Below are 24,122 nucleotides of genomic sequence, written 5' to 3'. Positions count from 1 at the left end.
CAAGCCATCATTGCGCAGCGCGTTGACGAGGCTCGCGAGCGCCGCGGTTGGGTCTGTAGGCCACTCATCGTTTGGCAAATCGGTGTGTGGCAAAACTGTCGGGTGTGCGGATCGCGACCGATGCCGGACTTGATCAAGAGTTCAACTCGCTCGATGCTCAATAGGATGCATCTGAAGCCTATATCGTTCCTGTCAGTTTCGACAGCACTGATTTGGATTCCTCCAACGCACACGGTGTCTGTCGATTTGATTCGTCGATAGTCGATAATCGAGGCACTGCACTTACCATGGCGCTTTAGAAAAGTTCCAGTTGCAGATGTCTATCTCCGGAACACCCTTGCATGTTAGGCCGAGCGGGGGATTCGCCAGCTGGGCGAATAATGCTAAGGGCTGAAATGACACGCAAAATCTCAGGCAAAACCATTATGAGTACTGCGCTGCTGGGAGCGGCGGGTTATTTTGTAATGTCCATCGACAAGACGGGTTACATTCAACACGCTGCCGCGCAGTCTAGCTTGCCGTCCATTACTGTCGTTGCACCCAAACCGGCAGTTCACCACGCGGCCCGCAGGTTACGAACCCGCACGTCCGGTGACCGCGTCCAGCGACGGGTTGCCGCACCAGCGCCGCGCCAGGCGCCATCTCCCGTGACGCCTTCAACCGGTTCCGTTGGAGGGGTGCAGCCTGCCTTCGCGGGCGGCCAGGTCGCTCAAGGTGCGCGGCTGGGACTACTCGGGAATACCAGCACAATGAAGTCACCGTTCAACGTGACAAAGCTACACGGACAAGTTCATTCGAGACCAACAGGCAGCCACGGGTGCGGATGCATTGATCCTTGATCCTTCGGTGCGAAGTTCCCACCCAACAGGCGGTACAGTCGATTCATTCAATATTCGTGGCTTCCCAGTCAACGAAGGCAACAATGGTGAATTCGCCTTTGAAGGGCTTTACGGCATCGCGCCGAACTACCGCATCTTCACAGATTACGCCGAGCGTATCGAGGTGCTCAAGGGGCCCTCGGCCGCGCTCTCGGGCATCGCACCTAACGGCGGTGTCGGCGGCGTCATCAACATTGTGCCTAAGCGTGCGGGAGACGACTTGACTCGTCTCACCGCGAGTTACGGTTCGCGCTCGCGGTTCGGCGGTTATTACGACGTCGCAAGGCGTTACGGCGATAGCCGGGAATGGGGCGTGCGCACAAACGGCAGCCTGCGTGGCGGCGATACGCCCATTGACCGCCAGTCTGAAACGACGGCCGTCGGGTCGCTTGCTCTAGACTATCAAGGCGAGCGGTACAGAACTTGGCTCTACCTCCTCGGGCAGAACGATCGATTTGTCGCTCCGTCCCGTCCTTTCCTTATGGCTGCTGGCATGCCAGTACCAGCGGCGCCGGACGGTCGGTTGAATGTGACGCAACCTTGGGAATGGTCGCGCATCAACGATCAATCTGTTCTGTGGCGGAACGAATACGATGTCAGCGATCAGGTTACAGTGTTCGCCGATGTGGGTGGGTCGCGGACCAATGTCGAGCGCTTTTTCGGTCTTCCGACGATCACCAACACGAGGGGCGACACGACTTCAACGCCCCAATTCTTTGGCCTTAGCGTCAATCGATACACATACGATGGCGGTGTCCGCGCCCGCTTCGATACCGGCTTTGTTCATCACGCCGTCACTGTCCAAGCTTCGGTTTATCATGACGAGCTATACCGGCGGCTTACGAACGGCAGTCTTGTCACGTCGAACATCTATAATCCGACGGTCGCGCCCGCTCAGTTCGCAAACGATATCCCCGGGCGTCCTCGGCTCTCGAATAGTCAACTCACGGGACTCTCGATTGCTGATACCTTGTCCGTGCTCGACGAGCGTGTTCTGCTGACATTGGGTGTCCGGCGGCAGGGTGTCGAGGCGAATAACTTTTCTTCTAATGTTGGGGCTCTGACGAGTTCCTACGACAAGAGCGCAGTCACTCCCGTGGTCGGCCTCGTCGTGCGACCTCGCGACAACGTCTCGCTGTACGCTAATTACGTCGAAGGTCTGAGCCGGGGCGACGTAGCACCTCAGGCGGCATCTAATTTCGGCGAAGTGCTTCCGCCCTATATCGCCAACCAGGTCGAGGCTGGTGTCAAGGTCGACTTCGACAGAATCGTTACCACTTTCAGCGCCTTTCAGATATCGAAGCCGAGCGGTGAGCTGTCCGCCGGGCGCTTCGCGCAGGCCGCCGAACAGCAGGTCCGCGGTCTCGAGTTCAACGTCTACGGTGAACTGATGCCCGATGTCCGTCTTCTCGGAGGCTTATCGCTGCTGGATGGCACCCTGACGAAGACTGCACTCGCGGCAAATATCGGCAACACTCCAATCGGCGTTCCGAACATACAGGCCAATATTGGAGGCGAATGGGATTTGCCTTGGATGAGGGGGCTCACCTTGAACGGGGCCGTCATCTACACCGGCAGGCAGTTCATCGATACAGCGAACAGGCAGCCGATCCCGGATTGGACGCGACTTGACCTAGGCCTCCGCTATACGACGGTGATCTACGGCAGAAGGACGATTTTCCGCGCGAACGTTCAGAATGTGACCGGCACGAATTACTGGTCCAGCGTGGCCTCGTTTGGAACGTTCTTCTTGGGAGCACCTCGCACGTATCTCCTATCGATGAGCGTGGACCTGTAGGCGCCTACTAGGGAGTTGCTCCATGCATACTTGTGACGGTGCGGTCAATACAGCGAACAGTTGGTGTGCCTGTGACGTCCGGACCCGGACCGGAACCTTCAAGAATTGACCGACATCTTGTCAGTGCGATCGGTATTCAAAAATTATTCGCCGGCGCGCGTGCGGCGGGGCTTCTTGTGGGCTCATCGATGGCTTGGGCTAGTGTGCGGAATTGTTGTCGTGCTGATGGGGCTCACAGGAAGCTTCAATGTCTTTTACCGGGAAATCGATGCCGCACTGAATCCAGCGCTTTTTATCCCGGCTGGTCCGAAACAATCGATCAACCTGACCGAGGTGGTGCGGGTCGCGGCGGCGGCTGATCCCGCGCCGATCTTTTCGATTATGGCTCCCGATAAGGTTTGGCCGGTCTGGGTTGTGATGCATACCCACGAGGGTCCGAAAGATAGCTTCCCAAATCTTTGGACTACCATGATCGATCCTTCGAACGGGAAGATACTTGGACAACGCGACTACACGAACGCGCCGGCATTCATGATCTATCGCCTGCACTACACGCTGCTGCTCTATGAGTGGGGAGGCAAACAGCTGGTGGGGTTCGTCGGGTTCGTGCTGCTTGGTTTGGCGCTATCGGGCCTATATTCGTGGTGGCCGAAACAGGGGCGGTTTTGGCGATCGGTATCGATGCGCAGGGGCGTTTCGCCCCTTCGATTTTTTCTCGATCTTCATAACACGGCGGGTTTTTGGGCATTAATAGTGCTCCTCGCGATCTCTATCACGGGAATCGGTGTCGTTTTTCCCAGTATGGTCCGCCCTGTCGTTGGTCTCCTATCAAAGGCAACACCTGATCCGTCGCCTCGCATTGAGACTCCGTTGCCAAAGGAAACGCCGCAACTCCCGCCTGATGAAATCATGCGGATCGCGCAGGCAACCAAGCCGAACTTGTCGATCACCGTGCTGAACCCGCCGACCAAGACTAGCAACGCATGGCGCGCACGATTCCGCCCAGATGGCGCTGATCCAGCCTTACGTTCACGAGGCGCAATCTGGCTCGACGCGTGGAGCGGCGCCGTGGTGCAGGATCGGACCTCGGATGCCATGTCGGCGGGAGATCGCTACATGACAGAACAGCTCTGGATTCATAACGGCTCGACGTTCGGGCTCTTCGGCCGTTTGCTCGTGCTCACAGCTGGCTTCGTGCCCCTCGCGCTGTTTATCAGTGGTGGGATCATGTGGTTCAAAAAACGTTCTACGAAATCAAGACGTGCCAAAGTGCTGCGCGCTGGAAGTAGCACTATTTGATCTTGTAGGGTGTCGGTTGGTTGCTGATCGGTTGACTGAGAAGCAAACGGGATCAGCAGTGTGTTTCGGCGTGGAATATTCTTGGCTAATTCTCAGCGAGAGAAAGTTTCACTGTAACCATGCTGTCCTGCGATGAATAGCGAATCGCATTGTCGAGAAGGATCGACAAAATTTCTCGAATCGAGACGGGGTTTCCGTTAACTGAGATGGGATCGACGACGTTTCTTGTCAATCGGCGCTGGAACGGGACCCTCCATCGGCCTTCAAAAGGGGCTCTGACGCAACTTCGATGACGGCTTACCGCAACTAGGTCGCGCCTATCAGCCGAGCTTGCAGGAGGTCGATTTTCGCCCGCCCATACATCTGGCGTTTTACGAGCTTTAGTTTCGTGATCTGCCCTTCTGTCTGGCCATTGGACCAAGGCTCGGAGATGGCAGCACGGACGGCGGCCTTGTCCCTGATGATGCCACTCGCAAAAGAGCCGATCAGGCTCAAGCTGGCGGTGGCGATCCATGGATCGAGATCAGCGACGAGCTTCTTGCGCACCATGGTCTGGAAGCTTTCGACGAGCATGCGGGCTTCGACGAGTGTGGGAACGCGCGCCTCGATAGCAGCGATGGTGACCGTATCTGCTTTGCTGAGATTGTCACGCGCCGTGGTCATCAATCGTGAGATTGTTCTCGCGGATGGCACTTTTTGCAGTTGTTGATTGATCGCCTTCTCGGCCCGTCGTCGCCGTGCCGTCCACTCACTGACGACACGCAAGGAGCCTTGGAAGCCTTGCCTTTGCAAACGACGCCAGAGCTCTGCGCCGTTACGGCAGCCCTCGTTCCATTGCGCATCCAGAAAGGGCAAGTGGGCATCGAGCGTGCTCTGCCGTGTCCGGAAGACATCCGTACTCTCGCCGCGACTGACTTGGCGAACGAGTTTACGGCTGTGTCCTGTTCGACGGACGATCTCCTTGAGTGGCACTGCGTCTCCGACGCGCGCCATGATCGCGGCATTCGTCCGCTTGCGTCGGAGATACCCTTCATACTGCAGCCGTTCCGCGCAAGTGAGCAGTTTTGGATTGATCGTCGTCGCACCGATGGAGGTGCGGATCACCTGCATGGAACGGCGCACCGCGTTGAGGAAGGCCGCGCTTGCGTTCTCCATCAGGTGCCAACGGTCCGCGACCTGGACCGCGTCCGGCAGCGCCTTTGCCGCGGCCTCACCGTAGCCGCCGCCACGGTCGCGCGATACGACCCTGATCTCCGGATGGTCGGAAAGCCAAGCCCGCACCGTTGCAATCTCGCGATCTGGAAGCAGGGTTACGATCCGCCGTCTCTCCAGATCGCACACGATTGTTCCGTAGCGATGGTTCTTGCGAAAAGCCCAGTCGTCAATGCCGGCGACGATCAGAGGCTCCATTCGCGGGCGCGTTCGTCGCCTAACAACCCGCAGCAGAGTATCGTTGCTCACCGGCAGCATCAGTCGCTTGGCAAAGCTCGCTGCCGGCCTGCCGCCGAGTGCCAGCCCCAGATGGTGGACGATGCATTCCAGCCGTGCCGTCCGGCGCGACCGGGTCGGGAGAACGTCGTCCCCGAACCGTTCAGCGAAAATCCGCCGCCGACAACGAGGTAGTTCGCAAACAAACCGTCGCGTGATCACGCGGAGGCGTATTTGCTTGCCTGCACATGGCAAATCCGCGACCTGTCTGTCGTATCGGCTATGGATTCGGCGCGATCTCGCCCCGCATAATGGACACTCGGCCACGTCGCTTTCGGATCGGACGGCTAAAATAATCGAGTCAGATGAATCGCTTACGCTCTCGATAACCAACCCGCTCGGGACAAGCGACGAAATTCGAATACCGGCTCGCATGGCGCTGTTCCCCCGTTGAAGAACCGCAAGCTCGGCAGAAAAATCATCAGATGTGAGTCAGAGCCCAAAAGGGACCCCTTTGATCGGCGAGCTTTGCTAGTAGCGCTCGCAGCGTCGGAGCTGGCCGGGGTTGCGGAGACGGTGCGAGCGCGGGTTGTTTGATCGTCGTCGCGGCTTTTAAAACGCCAACTGTCGTTACCGGTCTCTACGATGTCACAGTGATGGGTCAGCCGGTCGAGCAGCGCAGTGGTCATCTTGGCATCGCCGAACACGCTGGGCCATTCTCCGAAGGCGAGGTTGGTGGTGACGATGACGGATGTGCGCTCGTAAAGCCGGCTGATGAGGTGGAACAGAAGCTGACCGCCGGATTGAGCGAACGGTAGGTAACCCAGTTCGTCGAGAATGATTAAGTCCATCCGGGTCAGATGCTCGGCGAGCCGGCCCTGACGTCCGTTGCGGGTCTCGCTTTCGAGACGGTTGACGAGGTCGACGACGTTGTAAAAGCGCCCGCGGGCACCGGAGCGGATGCAGCTCCTGGCGATGGCGATGGCCAGATGGGTCTTGCCGGTGCCGGTACCGCCGACCAGCACGACGTTGCGTTGCTGGGTGATGAAGCCGCCGCCGGCGAGATCATTGACGAGTGTCTGGTTGATCGGCGTGCCGTCCGAACTGGAAGTCAGCGATGTCCTTGGCGAGGGGAAGCTTGGCGATGGTGAGCTGGTACTTGATCGATCTCGCCTGCTTCTCGCTGATCTCGGCCGTGAGCAAGTCGCCGACGATGCGCTGAGGTTCATGCTGGCGCTTGATGGCGGTCACCATGATCTCGTCGAAGGCGGCCTTCATTCCGTAGAGTTTGAGCTCACCCATGAGATCGAAGATTTGGGCTCGTTCCATCAGTTGGTCCTCCGAAGGTTGTCGTAGCGGGCACAATCAGCGATCGGCCGCATGGCGAGCTGCTCCGCTTTGTAGAACCGATAGACGTTCTTCAGGTTCATCGAGAGCCTATCCCGCTTCAACAGTACCGCGAGCCGGGATCGCGGATTATCCTCGAGCGGCGTATGCACGCGATGGGCGGGCTCTTTTGGACACTTACTTTTTACAAGGCTGTCCGTTTGGCTGGACACAAGGTTTGGCTGCTTGCGGTATCGGATGGGCTGTGGGTGGTGGGGCCGGACGAGCAACTGGCGGGGGAGAAGCTGGCCGCGTGGCGGCAGCTGGAGGTGAGGGTGGGCGTACAGCGGGTGGCGGAGCAGGACGCGCAATTTGAGGTGGTGGCGGAGGAGCAGGTCGAGCCATCGCTGGGGGTGCTGGCCGCGCGACTGCGGCTGCGGGCGGGGCAACGCGTGCGGCGGGCGGAGCAGGTCGTGCCATTTGGGGCGGCGGAGGAACTGGCCGCATGGCCGGTGGCGCTGGGTGTGTAGCCGGTGGCGGACTCGGGCGTACGATCTGTGGCGACGCCGCTCGTGCTGAAGGCTGTGAGGTAATCGGCTTTTGTTGCGGTGCCTGCGGTGAACTGCTTTGGTTATGTGGGTTCGATAACGGTTGCGCGGCAGCTTTGCCGCCCGATTGCGCAGGCGACACAGCCGGTGGCACCAGCGTATGTTGCTGCGCTTGCGGATGCTTGGACTGGCCAGGAATCGGCGGCGTGTTATTCACCGAAGGCGACGATTGTGCACCGGGCGTGCCGGGGAATGATTGCACGGCTGACTTATGACCGGGCGATGCCGGTGTCTGCGGCGAAGTGACAGGAGGTTTTGCGCCGGGTTCTCGCTTCGGAGGTTGTGTCAGTGAGTTCGGCTGACCACCGGGAGCTGGTAGAGGCGGCACAGCCGCTTTGCCTAATGGCGTGGGCGAAGCTGGCGTGGTCGCCGGATGTTGGGGTTGACCGGAAATCGGCGGCTTGCCGTTCACCGAAGGCAGCGATTGCGCACTGGGCGCGCCGGGCAATGGTTGCACGGCCGACTTATGATCGGGCGATGCCGGTGTCTGCGGCGAGGTGACAGCAGGTTTTGCATCGGTGTCCTGCTTCGGAGGATGTGCCGGTGGATTTGGCTGGCCGCTTGGACTCGGCAGGGGTTGGGCAATCGCCTTGTCGCCCGGTTGCGCCGGCGCGGTTTGTGCTGCTGGAGGCAGCGACTGCCCGCCAGGCGTGCCCGGTAGCGGCGTTGTTGTCGATTTACGGTCAGGCGAGGTGGTGAGCGTGGCCTGCCCCTGCGCGGTAGCCGGTTGGCCACGCTGCGTGGCCCCGGTTCCCTGTACAGGAGGCTTGCTCTGTTGCGCCGGTACTTGCGGGTTCTGTTGCGGCGCGGTCACCGCCGCTTTTTTCGCCACCGTTTTCGGCAATGCCGGTGCGAGGAGAGCGGCGCCAGCGACGGCCGCTCCGGCGGCGATGACGCCGGGAGATGCGCCGTGCGACGGTGTAGCTGCGGTACCCGGAGCGGTCGGCGTGGTGGGCGCGCCCGATGCAGGCGTAGCAGGCTGCTGCGCGGCAGGTTGCTGTGTGGCGCCTGGCGTTGCCGCCGGAGCCGCGGATACCGGTTGCGGCACGAGCGCCTGCGCCGGCGTCACCGTCTGCGCCTCGCCACCCGGTCTGGTGATCGTGACCATATTGGTGTTGTTGTTGATCACCACCGTATTGTGGATGTTGTTGTAGATGACATTCGGCGGCGGCGGTACCACGTAGGGTGGCGGGCTGTAATATACTGGCATTGGCACATAATTGGGGACCGGCAGCACGAACGCCGCGAATACGGGCGGCGGCGGTGCCAGCACGACAAAATCCGGTGGTGGCGGTGGCAGGAAGAACACCGGCGGTGGCGGCGGTGGCGCGAATCCATAGTCCGGATCGTCAAAGACGAGCACCGGCCGACGGAAATACACGACCTCCTCTTCGGGCGGTGGTGGGACATCGTAGCTGATCGCGGTGAACGTCGGGGGCGGTTCGAACGCTGCAGCGAGATAGGCGAGGCGGCGATGGGCGTCGCCGACGTGCGGCCCGTGGGGATAGCGACGCAGATACGACCAGTAGGCTCGTGGCGTGTCGACACTACGTGTGTGCCTCCAGGTGATCGCTTCCCGGCGTGCGGCGACAATGGCGCGGACGCGCCTCGCCATCGGATCGTTTGGATAGGCGGCGAGAAAATCGAGATATCCTCGTAACGTATCGCGCTCCAGCGCAGCGATATACGCTTCCTGCGCGTCGAGATCGCGGATGGGTCTCACACGCATTGATGCAGTCGGTGGTGGTGGAGCGTCAGGCGCGCGGTCGAAGAAACTAAAAGGGGCCTCGATCTTCGATGCGCTCCAAGGCACTTCGCCACCCTTGGTCATTTCATTGACACGCAGGCGAGTTCGGTCGAACACTTCTGGGAGCGGCAAGCCGCCGGTGCGGATCATTTCGGCGAGTGCCTGCGCATAAGCGCCGTACGGCCCCTTCTCCTGTGGCGCCACCGTACCGGGAGCCGCATTGAAGGCGATCAACATGTGCGGTTCGGGCTCCACCAGCGCGAGGCCGCTGGCCAACGGCTGGTCCGATCTGGCGAACGGATTCGCGCGTGCCGCATCGAGGACGACAATACCCGCTTTGATTTTCAGTGCTGCCAGCGGCCGGATATAGTCGGATAGCCGCAGCGTTTCGAGCGGCACATCGGTATCATGTGCGAGCTTCGCATCGACGGGTACGAAGTAATTCTCGCCTTCGAGTTGCACGCCGAAGCCACCGAGATAGATGACGGCTACGGTGTCTGGCCCCGATGCGCTGACCTTGTCGAGAAACTCGCGGAAGGTGCGGCGCAGCGTGTCCTGATCGAGATCACGCGCACCGACCACGTCAAAGCCTGCGGCCTGCAGTGTCTGAGCAATCAGGCCAGCATCATTCGCTGATGTTGGTAATGCTTCTGGCTGATAGGCGGCGTTGCCGATCACCAGAGCGACGCGCTTTTCAGCTTGTTGCGCGCTGGCCGGAGATAACGATACGAGCGTGACAAGCGCGAGTGCAATACAAGCCAAGAAACGCATGAGTGTTGTCCCAGCAATGGCGATAGTAGATTGTGCATTCCATCGAAGATGCCGTGAATGGCGTCTGAACGAAAGCGCCCTAAATTATGGCTAGGTTTCGGTTATTGTGCGGACTGCGGCCGATCCGTAAATTGGGATTCCAGCTTCGAGCCAAGTCAAAGGCGACAAGACTTACCACAATGCCACTAATTAGCGGACGCATTCAATTCCGTGGTCGAGAAGAAACTGAAAGCCGATAATCGGACGAAATACCGCCCTCAAAAAGCCCGGCGTCAACAACACTCATCGACGCGCGTGATTCATGAGAATCACACCACACGGAGCAACCTCTATGTTTACTCGTCGGACGATCATGGCGCTCGCCATCGGTACAAGCTTATTGTCCGCTACCGGCTTTGCCTTGGCGAAGAACGCGCATCACAACAACGGTCATAACCTACTCGGGGCAAAGATTCATAAGAACGGCAAGCATGGCATCGGCAAAATTGGCGCCAACGCGGTCGTCGCGGAAGTCAGTAACGACAAGGTCATCGGAATGAGTGCCGGCAACTTGCCGGTCAAAAGATTCAAATCCAACAAGAAGATAGCTGATCTCAACGGAGACAAGTTGCAGGTTGCCGCTAATGGTGAGCTTCATCTCGCGCAGGTAGATACGTTCTACTATGCCTATTGCTTTGACACCGGCGTCGATCTGGAATGCTACTGGTACCCTGCGGCTGACGTCATGGAAACGGACCCGTGGTCACCTTATCCGTACTGATCTGAAAACGCTTGCAACCCGTGGCGGCCGATCGTTGCCACGGGTTGTGCGACGTAGGCTGCGCGTAAACCACGTTTGATAGGCCGCGAAATGCAGCGGGAGTCTCGGTTGATGAGTCGGGATCAATTCTGGCTGACGGAAGCGCAGTTTTCGAAGATTGGCCGCACTTACCGACAGTCACGCGGGGCAAGCCGCGCGTTGATGATCGGCGCGTGATCAGCGGCATCGTACATGTGTTGAAGTCAGGTGGCCGCTGGATGGACGCACCTCCCGAATACGGTCCGAGGAAGACGCTCTACAACCGTTTCGTCCGATTGGGCGGAAATGCGGTGGCGTTTAGCTCTCATGCCCGGAATACCTGTTAGCCGCCGAGCCCGGTCGTCGGTCTTTGCCATGGCGGCGAACTCGGCATCGAATGCGGCGATGCGGCGATCCAATTCCTCCCAGCGTATCCGCATATCCCTGAGCAGGAACGTCATGCGCGGGCTCAGAGCGCCCGCGCCGCAATCCAGTAGTTTGCTGAGCAAGAGGCGTAATCGGGCATGACCCAGCGCCACGACGTGCCCGTGCTCCAGCAAAAGGCTCCTGATCTGGTTGGTCAGCGGGGTGCGTTCTCCGACCAGGCGGTCGCGCACGCGATGCAGTGTCTGGACGTCGAGCTGCTCCTCGCTCTTCAGCTCGACGAAGCGCATGGTGAGTCGGGTCGCCGCTTCGGCGATAGCTCCCGCATCGCGGTCGTCGTTTTTCTGTGCCTTGACGTAAGGCCTCACATACTCAGGTGACATCAGCCGGACCTCGTGCCCCAGTGCCGCCAGCGACCGGCCCATGTGATGGGCGCCGCAGCATGCTTCCGGCCGCTCCAGCAAGAGGCGTACACATTCAAGTAATGCTCGACACACAAACCCCGACCGCTCCCGACGCCATTCGTCGGTTGTTGGGACCGGTTTGAAGGCAAACCGATAAAAAATATGTCCGCAGCTTACGGCTGACCTACGGAGCATTATTCACCGGCCCTCATTCACTAACCATACATTTTTGCCGTATATGGCGCCATTCTATAATCCAAGAGGACACGGCTATGAAAAAACTCCTTTCGCTTTCATTTGTTGCGCTCTGCCTGGTTCCCGCGGCTTCACAGGCTCACGATGGCCAGATTGCTGCCGGGGTTGCCGGCGGGCTTCTTGGTGGGATGCTGTTGGGCGGTGCATTAGCCCCTCGCCCCTATTATGCGCCCGCTCCGGTCTATGTTGAGCCCGAACCCATCTATGAGAGACGCTGCTACTGGTCTCGTGGGGAAGCCTATTGGGATGACTGGAGCGAGCGTTGGGTGCGCCCGCGCGTGCGGGTTTGTGATTGACACCAAGGCCGCCGACTAGGGCGGCCTTTTTGTTTTAGCCGAGATGATAACGAAAGCATTCAACCAGCGTTCAGAGCGATCCCATTGCAGTGAATCTCCAAATGCTGGAGAGCTCGCTGCGAAAGGTTACCTTTGGAATTCTCGGCCTTTCGGCACTGGGCGTACTTGCTGCAGCGGAGCCGTGTAACGCCACGCCAATTTCGCCGATTGCCATTCCTTCCTTCGTCAAACGCGGAGCCGGTCTGTTACCTCTGTAACGAGTGGGGCCGCTGCTGGTGGCTTGCCAGGCCGCGAGGCGTCGAGAATGATGCCGCGTTGATACGCCCCAAATATCGAGATCGCGCGAAATGAATTCCGAGCCTTGGTCGACACGGATGCTTTTGGGGTAACAATGCCCTTGCAGACCTGCTCCAGCGTTTGCACGGCGACGAGGTCGGGATCTTCATCCATTGTCGCGCGTTGATCAGGAGGACACGCACTCGATGAAATCGTGCGCAAGTCCACCATATAGAGCAAAGTGATTCAAATTTGTTGGAGCTCGCCAAAGAGAATGTTGGCTCATCCGGTGGGGTAACGACCAAACAATTAGAAGCTATATAATCGGGATCGAATGATCTTGTTCGCTGCGCAAGGTTCTCATAAAGAATCGGAGCAGGCGCGCCGCTCGCTCGTCAAACTTCGAAGCGTTCGCGAGTGTCGATGTGATCCATCTTGCCTAAACGCAAATCCATAACCGTTGATTCAAGGAGCTCCCATGCGCGTAGACGCTATTTGCGTATCAGTGCCGGAATTTCCATCGTCTGGCGCCAGACTTGCCGTTTTTCGAAAAGTGATAAGCATCAACACGCCCGCAATTCATTCGTGAAGGTGATCGCATGATCTATCACAGCATTCTCGAAGGCACCGGGAATACGCCGATCGTTCGTCTTTCTCGCTTGTTTCGTGATTGGCCGTGCGAGGTGCTCGCCAAACTGGAGATGTTCAATCCGGGAGGCAGTGTTAAGGATCGGCCGGCGCGCTATATCATCGAACGCGGTCTGGCGGACGGGTCCATCCGGCCGAATTCACACATCATCGAAAGTTCGTCGGGCAATCTCGCCATCGCGCTGGCCATGGCTTGCCGCATTCATGGTTTGCGCTTTACGGCAGTGGTCGACCCGAAGATCTCACCTCTCAATCTGAAAATTATTCAATGCTATGGCGGCAATATCGAGCTCGTCACCGAGAAGGATAGCCAGGGCGGTTATCTGGGAACGCGCATAGAGCGCATCAAATGCCTGCTGCGCGAGTGGCCCGATGCCGTATGGGTCAACCAGTATGCCAACGAGCGCAATTGGCAAAGCCACTACCATGGGGAAGGTGAGGAGATCCTGCGACATCTAGATCGTCCGGTGGATTACCTGGTGCTGGGCGTCAGTACTTCAGGCACCGTGCATGGCATCTCCCGCCGCCTGCGCGAAGCGTGGCCCGAGTTGAAGGTAGTGGGAGTGGATGCGGTCGGCTCGATCCTGTTCGGCACGCCTCCCTATCCTCGCGACCTGCCGGGAATCGGCGCCAGCCGTGTGCCGGAGTTATTCCAGCGCGATGAGATCGATCAGGCAATTCATATCGACGATTATGAATCCGCGGTCGCATGCCGTGAACTCGTCAACCACGAAGGTATTTTCGCCGGTGGATCGTCCGGTTCGGTGATCGCGGCCATTCAACGGCTCTGTGCAGACCTGCCACGCGACACTCGCATCCTGACCATTCTGCCGGATCGGGGCGAACGCTATCTGGATACGATCTATGACGACGAATGGGTGTCGCGCATGAAGGATCGCCACTTGGTGCGCACGGCAAAAAATTCCGTCAACTTGTCTATGGAACACACAGCATGACTTCGCCAACCGTCACACCGAACTTGCTTTATCTCAACCGTAACGACCTGATCGTGTTGGGCGGCGATCATTCACAACCGTATGTCGACGCCATTGTCGACGGGTTAGCCGCGCATGCGCGCGGCGAATACGTGCAGCCGCTCAAACCCTACCTGCGCTGGCCGACCGCTGACCATATCGCCGACCGCATCATCGCGATGCCATGCTACCTGGGAGGCGAGCGGCCTATCGCGGGCGTGAAGTGGGTCGGCAGCCGGCAGCATAACCCATCCCTTTTCGGGCTGGAGCGTGCCAGCGCGGTCGTGGTGCTGAACGACGCGGAAACAAATTATCCGATTGCGCTCATGGAGGGGGGCCTGCTTAGCGGTATGCGTACCGCAGCGATCACAGCCGTAGCCACTCGTTATCTGGCGCGTGCCGGCTTTACCGACGTGGCCGGCATCGGCTGCGGCCCGATTGCGCGCATGCAGGTACAAACCCTGCTGGAGCAATTCCCGTCGATCGAGCGCCTTCACCTGTTTGATCTCTCGCATGCCGCTGCCGACGCCTTCATTACTGAGTTTGCGGCGCGTTTTCCGAACAAGGAGTTTGTCCTGGCTATTTCGGCGGAAGCGGCGGTGCGTGCCGCCGATGTGATCGTGACCTGCACGGTGGCCGATGCACCTTATCTGCATTTCGGTTGGCTTAAGCGGGGCGCCTTTGTCAGTAACGTATCGATCATGGATGTGTGCAAGGAGGTCTACGAAAAGGCCGACAAAGTGGTGGTGGACGATTGGGATCAATCGAATCGCGAGAAAAAGATCATCAACCAGTTGGTGCTGGAAGGGCGGTTTAGCCGCGAGCGGTTGCACGCCGAACTCGGTCAAATCGTCGTGGGCGACAGGCCCGGCCGCGAAAGCGAGGAAGAGATCATTCTCCTCAATCCGATGGGTATGGCGCTCGACGACATAGTATGCGCCCGGCATTTCTATCATCTGGCACGCGAGCGCGGCGTCGGCGTGCAATTGCCGCTATACGGTTGAAATGCATGCAGTCCAATACATCTCATCCGTACGCGCGGCGGCTGGCTCAGGATCTGTTCGATGCGCTTTGGTTGGAGGATCTGTACGGCTTTCGCAAGCACTGCAGGTTTCATTCGCTCGAAGACGGCGACACGATGCTGGATGTCGCGCTTGATGAGACGCGGTCGTTGCTTTGGCACGGTTATCAAGCCGGTGGTTTGCGCCCATTCCGGGTGTCGGACCGGCCCGTCGCGTTGCATATCGCTCACCGTACGACAAACCAAACACTCGTCGAAGTCGTCGAGACCCTGCAAACCGCCGACTGGTGGGGCGACCGGACTGGCCGTTTCGCCCACTTCTTTGCGTTAGCCTACGACCAGGCCGCATGGACGGCGGTGTATGAACCAACCATCATAGCGCGGGCTGTTGCGGCTCCGGAGGACCTGCTGTCCTGGGAGGCCGTGAGTTGTCTAAAAGACCGCCCGTTTCATCCGCTGGCGCGCGCCAAGGATTGGGATGAATGCGACGGGACCACCTACTTGCCGGAAACGGGCGCTTCGTTTGCGCTGCATTGGGTGGCCTTGCCGCGGGATCAGGTCCTCACCGTTTCCTGCGAGTCCTTGTCGGACCTGCTGCTGGACCGCTTCCAGCAGCAAGCCCTCGCCGAGATGGCGCGCGCGCGCGGCGCCGATGGCGATACTTACTTATGGCTGCCTGCGCATCCGTGGCAGTGGGGGCGGCTTAACCGCACCGGACTGTCAGACCTGGCGGGCTGCATTGACTTGGGCACAGGGCCGGGATCCGTCATGCCGACCGCTTCGCTGCGTTCGCTTGCCGTCATCGGCCGCCCCGGCTTGCACCTCAAGCTTGCGCTTTCCGTCAATGCGTTGGGAGCGGTGCGCACGCTTCCACCGCGCTATCTACACAACGGCATGCTCGCCAGTGCTTGCCTTGAGCGCCTGAAACAGCGGGATGACTGGCTGGCTGCCATTTTACGCTTGTGCAATGAGAATGACTGGTGGGCGTTGAGCCAGCGCGATGCATTGCAAGCAGAGCCCGGAGAACTGGCGTGTATGATCCGCCGCTATCCGACGGTGGCTGGTGCGACGTTCATTCCGATGGCGGCATTGCCGGCGACGAGCGCCGGAGGAACGCTGCCGGCTTTCGACCATCTGATCGGTCTTGCCGGAACGGAGAGTAAGGTTTGGGCATTGTTCGCCGATATCGCCCGCGCCTTGTTGGAATTGGGCCTGCGCTGCTTTGCGTACGGTGTCATGCCGGAGTTGCACGGACAGAATGTGGTGCTGGCATTTCAGGGGCAGCGCATCGCCGCGCTGGTCCTGCGCGACCACGACACCTTGCGCATCTGCCCGCCGCTGATGCGGGCCCAGGGTGTAGCGGCGCCGGACTATATGATTGATCGCAGCACGCCGAACACGCTCGAACTGAATACCCCGCGCGAGTTGCTGGCGTATCTGCAAACCCTGGCCATCGAGGTCAACCTGTATGCCATCCTTTCCGCGTTGGCGGAGCGCTACCGCCGGGAAGAGTCGCATGGCTGGCATATCATACGCACGGTGTTGGAAGACTGCCTGGCGCGTGTGCCGCTGCCGAACGACATCGCCAATGAGACCAGGAGCCTGCTGCTGGATGAACCTGATTGGCCGTTCAAGCAGCTTCTGGCACCGCTGCTCGGCCGAGCGAGCTTCGGCACCGGCATGCCCAGCGCGATGGGACGATTGAGCAACCCGTTATTACCTGTCGAATGTAAATGTCTGGCGTAACATCATGTTCCCGCAACCTTGTCCTGTTGCTGGCATGCCAAGCCGTGACGACGCTCGGGCTGATGGTGTTGGTGCCTATCCTACCTCTGTATATGGCGACGCTTACCGGCATTGATACGCTTGGCGCCGCACGTTGGAGCAGTCTCGCGCTGGCAGCACCGGGGCTCGGCACTTTGTGCTTCGCGCCTCTTGTCGGTCAGTGGTGTGACCGATTCGGCTATCGGCGCATGTTACTGGTGTCGCTGGCGGTGTTCATCGCAAGCATGCTGCTGATGGCGCTGAGCACAAGCGTGTTGAGCTTCATGTTGGGTCGCCTGCTGCAAGGTATGAGCACCATTGGCGTCGTACTGACTGCCTTCGTCGGCCATGCCAGCAGCGACGCGTCGCGTGGACGCTCGCTGGGCTTGCAGGAAAGCGCGATTGCTTGCGGCGCGCTGGCCGGTCCGGTGCTGGGTGGCATGATGCTGGACCAATGGTCGCTGAAGCCACTTTTGATAGCGAGTGCGCTGCTCACGGGCATGGCGGGCGGCGTGTTATGGAGCCAGCTCAGAGAGCCGCCCAAGTCGACGCCGGATAAAAACCTTCCACAGTTCGCCGGCTTGAAAACTGTGCTTGCCCGCGCCGATTTGCGCAACTGGATGTTAGCTGCCTGCCTGACCCAGGCCGCTGCATTCGCACTGGTCAATGTTTTCCCGCTCTATTTGATGGCGCATTTCCCCGCGGCGGATGCGATTGCCAGCAAGACCGGGGCGCTGCATGCATTGGGCTGGCTGGCAACTATGCTGGCGAGCCCGCTGTGGGGACATCTGAACGATCGTGGTGACCCGCGCCGTCAATTCGTGCTGGCCGCGATCGGTTGCGCATTGTCCATCGGATTGTTGATGAAGGCCGATCAACTCTGGCTGGTCGCCTTGCTCAGGGTAGTTCAGGGGGTCTGCTATGCCGCATTGGCGCAATCGATGTTGCTGGCCTGCAGTCGTCAACTGCCGGCAGCGGTTTATGGGCATGTGACTGGGTTGAGCCGCAGTTTCATGGTCGTCGGCCAAATGCTGGGGCCGCTCATCGTCATGCTTCTGATGCCGCTTCTTGCGCCTGCCAACCTGGTATGGCCGATCACCGCACTGTTTATGGCGGCCGGTTTACTCGTGCTCGGCAATGGCATGCAGCGCTCATACCCTGTTTGCAGGATTGAAAACCAAGGGAAGGATGTCGCATGACAATGCATTTTCCGCGGCTCGCTCCCTTGGAGCGGCGTCTGGTGGAGCAGTACCTCAACACGTATTGCCGTGAGACCGCTTGTTTCGATCCTCGCTTAGCACCGACTGACGCGGGACCAGCCGAATTGCAAGCGCAGATAACCGGCTGGCGGGCTGCCGGACTGATGCCGTATCTCGTGTCGTTCGCGCAGACCGGATATCAACTGGTCGGCGCGCTGAACTACTTCTCCCCGATCGGTTACCACCGCGTGACGCCTTTTGCATGGATCGGGTACAACGGCGACTGGTGTCCCCTGACGAACGCGACGCCACTGGTCGACCGGATCGTGGACACACTCGCCGATGCCAGCGGCCAGCCCGCCGAGACGGCGCAACAATGCCGTGATCGCTTGAAGACCTTGATGCGTAACAGCGTGGACAAGGTACGCCGTTTCCACCAGCACCATGCCGCCGCAAATCGATCGGCTTTTGTTACGGCGGAACAAGGCTTGCGGTTCGGCCATATTTTTCATGTCACTTCCAAGGCTTCGGAAGGATTCAGCGAAGAAGACATGCAGCGTTATGCACCTGAACTGGGAGCCTCGTTTCGTTTGCACTACTTCGCAGTCGCCACCAGCTTGCTGGATACGCGTGTCGTAAACGCCGGACAGTTGCCTATCGATCCGGAGGCGGCACGTTTCGATGAGGAACTGTTGGCCGATGGCGGGTACCACCTGCTGCCTTGCCATCCGTGGCAAGCCAATCATCTGTTGAGTCTGTCGGAGATCGCCGAGCTGGTGAAAAACCGCTCGCTGATTTCGCTCGGGCCTCTAGGGGAAGTGGTTTGGCCGACGTCCTCGGTACGCACGGTCTGGTTGCCTGCTCAAGAGCTGTTCCTCAAGTTATCCCTCAATATCCGCATCACCAACTTCGTGCGCAACAATCCGCCCGAACATGTCGAGCGGGCGCTGGATGCAAGCCTCGCGCTGTCCCAATTGCCGCAAGAGGCATTGGAACAGCCGGCATTCCATATCTTGACGGAGTTGGGCAGCCAGAGCTTGAAGCTGTCGAGCGAGGCGCTGCGCGCCGCCTGCACGGTGGTGTACCGAAAAGCCATCCCAGGCACCGAGGCCGAGCATGCGCAAGTGGTCGCGTCAGTGCTGGAAGAACCGGCGGAGGGTGAGATTCCTTTGTGGGTGCTGCTGCGCCAAGCTGCAGGGCGGAACGCGCCCGACGCCGCCTTAGTTCAACGCTGGTGGGCACGCTACCTGGATGCGAGCCTGATGCCCTTGCTGCGCTTATTCTCCGAATACGGCATTAGTCTGGAGGCACATCTGCAGAACACGATGATGGCATTCCAGGACGGCTGGCCGGCACGGGGTTATGCGCGCGACATGGAGGGCACCAGTATCAGCCGCACGCGCTTCCCGTTCCTCGATCGCCTGAAGCCCGACAGTCCTGTTTTATACGACGAGCAGCAGGCGTGGCATCGTTTCCAGTATTACGTGCTGGTCAATCATATCGGTCATGTCATTGCCTGCCTGGCCCGCACCGGCCTGACAACGGAGGCTGCGCTATGGCGCGACACGGCCGACCGAATTGCTACGACCGGCGATTCGCTGGTGTTGCAGCTGCTCGCGCAGCCGACGCTGCCGGCCAAAGCCAACATGCTCAGCAGTTTCCAGCAACGCGGTGAACGTCCGTCGTGGGTGGAGGTTCCCAATCCACTGCTTCAGAGATAAGCCATGCATCCGCACGATTATCAGAACCTGATCGACAGCCCGGCCTACCGGCAGGCCAGCCGCCGCGTGCTGCGCCAACTGCTGGAAGCCTTGCTGTTCGAAGAGGCTTTGCCGCATTGCGTGTGGCGCGGAGAAACTCTGACGATACCCGGCTGCGCTGCCGACGACACGGCAGTCAGCTATCAATGCCAGGCGCGACGCAGCTTCAGCTTCGGCCGTGTCCGCATCACCGCACCCCTGCAGCGCCGGGCGGACGATGTAACGGAAGAAGCGAGTGATCCCGCACTGTTCCTGGCGGAAATCGCACCCTGGCTGACCGCAGACGAAACGCGGCTCAGCCAGTTTGCTGCGGAACTGCTGGCAACCCAGATCAAGGATGCTCAAACCTTGCATGTGCGCGGCGACAAGATATTGCGGGGTGCCGATTACGACACGGTGGAAGCTAGGCTGACCGATAGCCACCCTTATCACCCCAGCTACAAATCGCGTCTCGGGTTTACGCTCGATGACAACAGCGCCTATGCGCCGGAGATGACGTCGGCAGTGACGCCGCTGTTGCTGGCCGGGCGCCGCGACCGCAGCCGTTGCTCGGTCAGCGCCACGATCGACCGGGAACATGCGGCGCGCACCCTGCTGGGGGACACCGACTGGCAGCGCTTTCACGACAAACTGAGCCAACGCGGTGTGCGTTCCGACGATTACGTGCCGCTGCCGGTTCATCCGTGGCAGTGGGAAGAAGTGTTTCTTCCCGCTTTCCATCAAGCGCTGGCGCGCGGCGAACTGCTGCTCATCGGGCCGCTGACGAAGCGCTATCTGCCGCAGCAATCCATCCGTACGCTCGGTAATATGGATGACCGGAAAGGCTTATCGCTCAAGCTGGCGATGAGCCTCGTCAATACCTCCACCTCGCGCGTGCTGGCGCCACACACCGTGCAAAACGCCGCGGTCATCAGCGACTGGTTGCAAGCCCTGGTGGAACAGTCGTGCTGGCCGGCGCCGATGGTGCGTCCGGTGCTGCTGCGCGAAGTGGCTGGCGTGAGCTTCACCGCGCTGGCGCCAGCGCACGGTCAATACGGGGCATTGGCGTGCATTTGGCGTGAAAGCGTGCACCGGCATATGCAGCTGGGCGAAGCCGCGGTGCCGATGACCGCCTTGATGCATGTGGACGCCGATGGCCGGCCGTTTGTCGATGCGTGGGTCAGGCGCCATGGCCCCGAACCATGGCTGAAGCGCTTGGTTGAGCGGGCCTGGCTGCCGGTGCTGCATCTGCTTTGGGAACATGGCACGGCACTCGAATCGCATGCGCAGAACATGATCCTCCTGCACGAAGACGGGCTGCCGGCACGGGTGGCGCTCAAGGACTTTCACGACGGCGTGCGGTTTTCCAAGGCCCTGCTATCCGGCTCCGCACCCGCGCTCATCGCGCCGCCGGCCGAACATGCGCGCGTCAATCCGAATTCTTTCCTGGAAACCGACGATGCCGACGAGCTGCGCGATTTCACCTTTGATGCCCTGTTCTTCGTCAACATGGCTGAACTGGCGTGGCTGTTCCAGCGTTTCTACGACGTGAAGGAGACGCGGTTCTGGGAGATTGTGCGCGATGTACTGCGGTCATATCAATCGCGTCACCCTGAACGCGCGGCGCGCTACCGATTGTTCGATTGCTTTGCCGAGCAGGTCTCGATCGAACTGCTTGCAAGCCGCCGCTTTCGGCAGGAAATCCGTTTGCGCACTCGGCTCGCGCCGAACCCGCTGGCGCCGGAAGGGAAGCCGTCATGTCTCTGAAAGTGCGCCTGCAACAGAAAGCCTCGTCGCATCCATTGTATGGATTATTTTGCTCTACGCCGGCTGCGCTTTCGGTCGAATTGATCGCGGCAGCCGGCTACGACTTCGTGGTGATCGATCTGGAACATACGCTGATCGGCCCGGACCAGTTAGCCAGCATGTTGCTGGCGGCGCGTGCCGCCGGGATCGCCGTGCTGGTCCGGGTGGCGGCGCCGCATCAGGCCGCGCAGGCGTTGGACGCCGGTGCCGAAGGCATCGTGTTTCCGCGCATTTGCTCGGAGCAGGCCGCTCGGGACGCGGTGCGGCTTTGTCATTTCGCACCGTACGGCGAGCGTGGCTTGAACGCCACTTGGCATAGCGGCTATGGGCGCGATGATCTGGTATCCGCCTTGGAGGCCGCGCGTGAGCGCACGCTGGTCGTGGCGATGATCGAAGACACCGAAGGCATCGATCAAGCCGATGCGATTGCCGCAGTCGACGGAGTGGACGTGCTTTTGGAGGGCGCCGCCGATCTCTCGCAATGTCTCGGAGTTCCGTGGCAGACACGCCACCCGGAGGTGCGCGCGGCGGTGTCGCGCATTCGCACGGCGGCTTTGCAGCATGGCAAGACGTTCTGCGCGTTGCCGCGCGCTCCGGAGGATTGCGAGGCCTGGCATCGGGACCAGGTGCGCATGTTTATCCTGGGCGATGATCGCGGCATCAGCCGCCGCGCCATGGCGGCCCATCTGGCACGGCATCAAATGAAAGATAGCGGGCAATGAACCTGCAACACTTACGCAATTACCTGGATGGCCGCACCGAACCAGTGTGCGCCTACCTCTACGATCTGGCGCATTTGCGCCGGCGCGTCGACACGCTGCGCCGTTGCCTGCCTGCGCAGTGCAAGCTGTTCTACGCCATCAAGGCTAATAGCGACGCGCCGATTCTGCGGGCGCTGTTGCATCGTACCGACGGCTTTGAAGTGGCATCACTGGGGGAAATCCGGGCCGTGCGTGAGGTCGACGATGCGGTGCCGATTGTGTTCGGCGGGCCTGGCAAGACCGATGCCGAGCTTGAAGGCGCCCTTGATCAGGGTGTCCTGCTGATCCATGTCGAAAGCGAGCACCAGTTGCGGCGTCTGGACTGGATCGCGCGCCGCCGCAATCAGCGAGCGGATATCCTGCTGCGGGTCAACCCGGCATCCGTACCGCAGCAAGCTACACTGCGCATGGGAGGGCAGGCGACCCAGTTCGGCATTGAAGAGGCGCAGATACCTGCCCTGATCGAACTGGCGCTCGGCCTACCCGGCGTACGTCTGAAAGGCCTGCATATCCATTCCATCTCCAACAATCTGGACGCACAAACACATCTCGCCCTGCTCGAACATTACTTCGATCTGACGAGCACTTGGCAGCGGCGCTATCAACTGGAATTCGATTGGCTCAACGCCGGCGGCGGCATCGGCATCAACTATGCCGACCCGGAGGCCTCATTCGATTGGGAAGGCTTTTGCGCCGGATTGGCGACGTTGATCGCCGCGCGCCGGCCGCGCTTCCAGCTCGTCTTCGAATGCGGGCGCTTTCTGACTGCGGACTGCGGTTATTACCTTGCCGACGTCACCGACCTCAAGCACACTCACGGCAAGCACTTCGCGATACTGCGTGGTGGATCTCACCATTTTCGGCTGCCGGCATCATGGCAGCACAATCATCCGTTCGTGGTGCTGCCGCGCGAAGCCTGGCCATATCCGTTCCCGCGCCCGGCCGTGCATGAGACTCCAGTGACCTTGTGCGGCGAACTGTGCACGCCAAAAGACACGCTTGCCTGCGACGTCCGGGTCAAGCGTCTGCGCGCGGGCGATTGCATCGCCTTCCTGCTGGCCGGCGCCTATGGCTGGCACATTTCACATCATGACTTTTTAAGTCATCCGCATCCGGAACGGGTTTATCTGGATTAGAAAGGAGCCGGCCGTGCTCTGTGCGTTGCCCGTCCACTTCGTTCGTGCCGACTCGATCCTGCCGAACGAATGCCACTATCCGGAACATGCTGCAAACTTGGCGGAAACACTTCGGCGCGAACAACTCTGGCGCATCCCGATTGTGCTGGAATGCAACAGCATGGCGGTCATGGATGGTCATCATCGATTGCAAGCCGCATTGCAACTCAAGCTGGCTCATGTGCCATGCCTGTTGCTTGACTACGACGACGTGGAGGTGAGCGCCACGCGGGAGGGCTACCTCGTTACGCCGCAAGAGATCGTGCGCCGCGCCAGGGCACAGGATCTCTACCCGCCGAAAACCACCCGCCATCGGTTTCCATCGGCTCTGCCGACCTGCAATGTTTCGGTATGGTTGCTTACAGAACGTCCAACCGCGGCTGATGGCGTGCCGGATCGCAGGACCGGCAGACAGGACGAACATGCCCGGAAAGTCCCCTCTCCGGAAACTGTGCTTCGTGCTCCGAGCGATGGCCGCACAACTGGCGCCACGGCTTCTCGATCTCCAGCTTGATGTGGCTGATCAGGGCTTCGGAGCTCGACAGGTCCGTCGCATTGGCTGCCTCGGCCTTGGCGCCTCATTGCCCGGGCTTGGGCAATTGTCGCGGTAAATTGCGTCTTTGCCGCAACCGTCTCCGCTTGCCAGCGTGCAGGGCGCTCGCCGAGGATCATCGCATATGCGGCGGCCAACCCCTGGCGAGAATGATCGAAGGAGATTACGACGATGATAAGATCAGCCAAACGCACGCACCGCATCGGCGTTTCGCGCTCAAGCTGCTGCCCCCGA

General features: G+C 60.0%; 14 protein-coding genes and 5 pseudogenes. 14 read left to right on the top strand and 5 right to left on the bottom strand.

Annotated features, from left to right (window positions below; genetic code table 11):
• Nucleotides 1–464 precede the first annotated feature (464 nt).
• Together ACM561_RS12875 and ACM561_RS12870 are read left to right on the top strand one after the other, a co-directional pair.
• A pseudogene (locus tag ACM561_RS12875) lies at nt 465–2,676 on the top strand (TonB-dependent receptor).
• 123 nt (nt 2,677–2,799) lie between these two features.
• Entirely contained in the window at nt 2,800–3,975 is a 1,176-nt protein-coding gene (locus tag ACM561_RS12870; RefSeq protein ID WP_425909744.1) for a PepSY-associated TM helix domain-containing protein, read from the top strand.
• A gap of 306 nt (nt 3,976–4,281) precedes the next feature.
• Here ACM561_RS12870 and ACM561_RS12865 read toward each other — a convergent pair whose 3' ends face one another.
• The 3 genes and pseudogenes from ACM561_RS12865 to ACM561_RS12855 all read right to left on the bottom strand — a co-directional run bounded on the left by ACM561_RS12865 (nt 4,282) and on the right by ACM561_RS12855 (nt 9,855).
• Complete coding sequence (locus tag ACM561_RS12865) at nt 4,282–5,838, bottom strand: ISL3 family transposase (protein WP_425905502.1); 1,557 nt, start codon at nt 5,836–5,838, stop codon at nt 4,282–4,284.
• A gap of 170 nt (nt 5,839–6,008) precedes the next feature.
• Nucleotides 6,009–6,732: pseudogene (istB, locus tag ACM561_RS12860) on the bottom strand (IS21-like element helper ATPase IstB); the annotation flags it as partial.
• 195 nt (nt 6,733–6,927) lie between these two features.
• Nucleotides 6,928–9,855, bottom strand: coding sequence for a caspase family protein (locus ACM561_RS12855; protein WP_425905501.1), 2,928 nt, complete (start codon nt 9,853–9,855; stop codon nt 6,928–6,930).
• A 352-nt stretch (nt 9,856–10,207) separates the two neighbouring features.
• Between ACM561_RS12855 and ACM561_RS12850 the strand changes: the two genes are divergently transcribed.
• Together ACM561_RS12850 and ACM561_RS12845 are read left to right on the top strand one after the other, a co-directional pair.
• Nucleotides 10,208–10,615 (top strand): hypothetical protein, encoded by a 408-nt coding sequence (locus ACM561_RS12850; protein WP_425905500.1) that lies wholly within the window; start codon nt 10,208–10,210, stop codon nt 10,613–10,615.
• A 111-nt stretch (nt 10,616–10,726) separates the two neighbouring features.
• Nucleotides 10,727–10,947 (top strand): annotated as a pseudogene (locus ACM561_RS12845) (transposase); the annotation flags it as partial.
• A gap of 12 nt (nt 10,948–10,959) precedes the next feature.
• Here the strand turns inward: ACM561_RS12845 and ACM561_RS12840 are convergent.
• A pseudogene (locus ACM561_RS12840) lies at nt 10,960–11,466 on the bottom strand (IS110 family transposase); the annotation flags it as partial.
• 227 nt (nt 11,467–11,693) lie between these two features.
• On the opposite strand from ACM561_RS12840, the gene ACM561_RS12835 reads away from it, so the two are divergent.
• Complete coding sequence (locus ACM561_RS12835; RefSeq protein WP_425905499.1) at nt 11,694–11,972, top strand: hypothetical protein; 279 nt, start codon at nt 11,694–11,696, stop codon at nt 11,970–11,972.
• 276 nt (nt 11,973–12,248) lie between these two features.
• On the opposite strand, the pseudogene ACM561_RS12830 reads toward ACM561_RS12835, so the two are convergent.
• A pseudogene (locus ACM561_RS12830) lies at nt 12,249–12,395 on the bottom strand (IS3 family transposase); the annotation flags it as partial.
• A 452-nt stretch (nt 12,396–12,847) separates the two neighbouring features.
• Between ACM561_RS12830 and sbnA the strand changes: the two are divergent.
• Genes sbnA through ACM561_RS12785 form a run of 9 tightly spaced genes read left to right on the top strand, consistent with a single transcriptional unit; the run spans nt 12,848 to nt 23,849 of the window.
• Nucleotides 12,848–13,852, top strand: a complete 1,005-nt coding sequence (gene sbnA, locus ACM561_RS12825; RefSeq protein WP_425905497.1) for a 2,3-diaminopropionate biosynthesis protein SbnA — start codon at nt 12,848–12,850, stop codon at nt 13,850–13,852.
• Nucleotides 13,849–14,874 carry a 2,3-diaminopropionate biosynthesis protein SbnB gene (gene sbnB / locus ACM561_RS12820; protein ID WP_425905338.1) on the top strand — a complete coding sequence of 342 codons (1,026 nt, stop codon included), beginning with the start codon at nt 13,849–13,851 and terminating at the stop codon, nt 14,872–14,874. Before sbnA ends, sbnB begins: the two co-directional genes overlap by 4 nt.
• Before the next feature lie 5 nt (nt 14,875–14,879).
• Complete coding sequence (locus ACM561_RS12815; RefSeq protein WP_425905340.1) at nt 14,880–16,637, top strand: IucA/IucC family protein; 1,758 nt, start codon at nt 14,880–14,882, stop codon at nt 16,635–16,637.
• Nucleotides 16,625–17,854, top strand: coding sequence for an MFS transporter (locus ACM561_RS12810; protein ID WP_425905341.1), 1,230 nt, complete (start codon nt 16,625–16,627; stop codon nt 17,852–17,854). The genes ACM561_RS12815 and ACM561_RS12810 overlap by 13 nt, the downstream gene beginning before the upstream one ends.
• 2 nt (nt 17,855–17,856) lie before the next feature.
• The gene (locus tag ACM561_RS12805; RefSeq protein ID WP_425905343.1) at nt 17,857–19,575 is read left to right on the top strand and encodes an IucA/IucC family protein; all 1,719 of its coding nucleotides are present in this window, start codon (nt 17,857–17,859) and stop codon (nt 19,573–19,575) included.
• Between the two features lie 3 nt (nt 19,576–19,578).
• Nucleotides 19,579–21,360, top strand: coding sequence for an IucA/IucC family protein (locus ACM561_RS12800; RefSeq protein WP_425905344.1), 1,782 nt, complete (start codon nt 19,579–19,581; stop codon nt 21,358–21,360).
• On the top strand, nt 21,351–22,121 hold the full coding sequence (locus ACM561_RS12795; RefSeq protein ID WP_425905346.1) for an HpcH/HpaI aldolase family protein: 771 nt from the start codon (nt 21,351–21,353) through the stop codon (nt 22,119–22,121). Before ACM561_RS12800 ends, ACM561_RS12795 begins: the two co-directional genes overlap by 10 nt.
• Nucleotides 22,118–23,296, top strand: coding sequence for a type III PLP-dependent enzyme (locus ACM561_RS12790; protein ID WP_425905347.1), 1,179 nt, complete (start codon nt 22,118–22,120; stop codon nt 23,294–23,296). Before ACM561_RS12795 ends, ACM561_RS12790 begins: the two co-directional genes overlap by 4 nt.
• 13 nt (nt 23,297–23,309) lie before the next feature.
• Complete coding sequence (locus tag ACM561_RS12785; protein WP_425905349.1) at nt 23,310–23,849, top strand: ParB N-terminal domain-containing protein; 540 nt, start codon at nt 23,310–23,312, stop codon at nt 23,847–23,849.
• Nucleotides 23,850–24,122 lie beyond the last annotated feature (273 nt).

This window comes from Nitrobacter sp. TKz-YC02 (genome assembly GCF_049852135.1).
GTDB lineage: Bacteria > Pseudomonadota > Alphaproteobacteria > Rhizobiales > Xanthobacteraceae > Nitrobacter > Nitrobacter vulgaris.
Note: the sequence above shows the minus strand (reverse complement) of the source record. Positions and strands in the feature narration are given on the sequence as shown.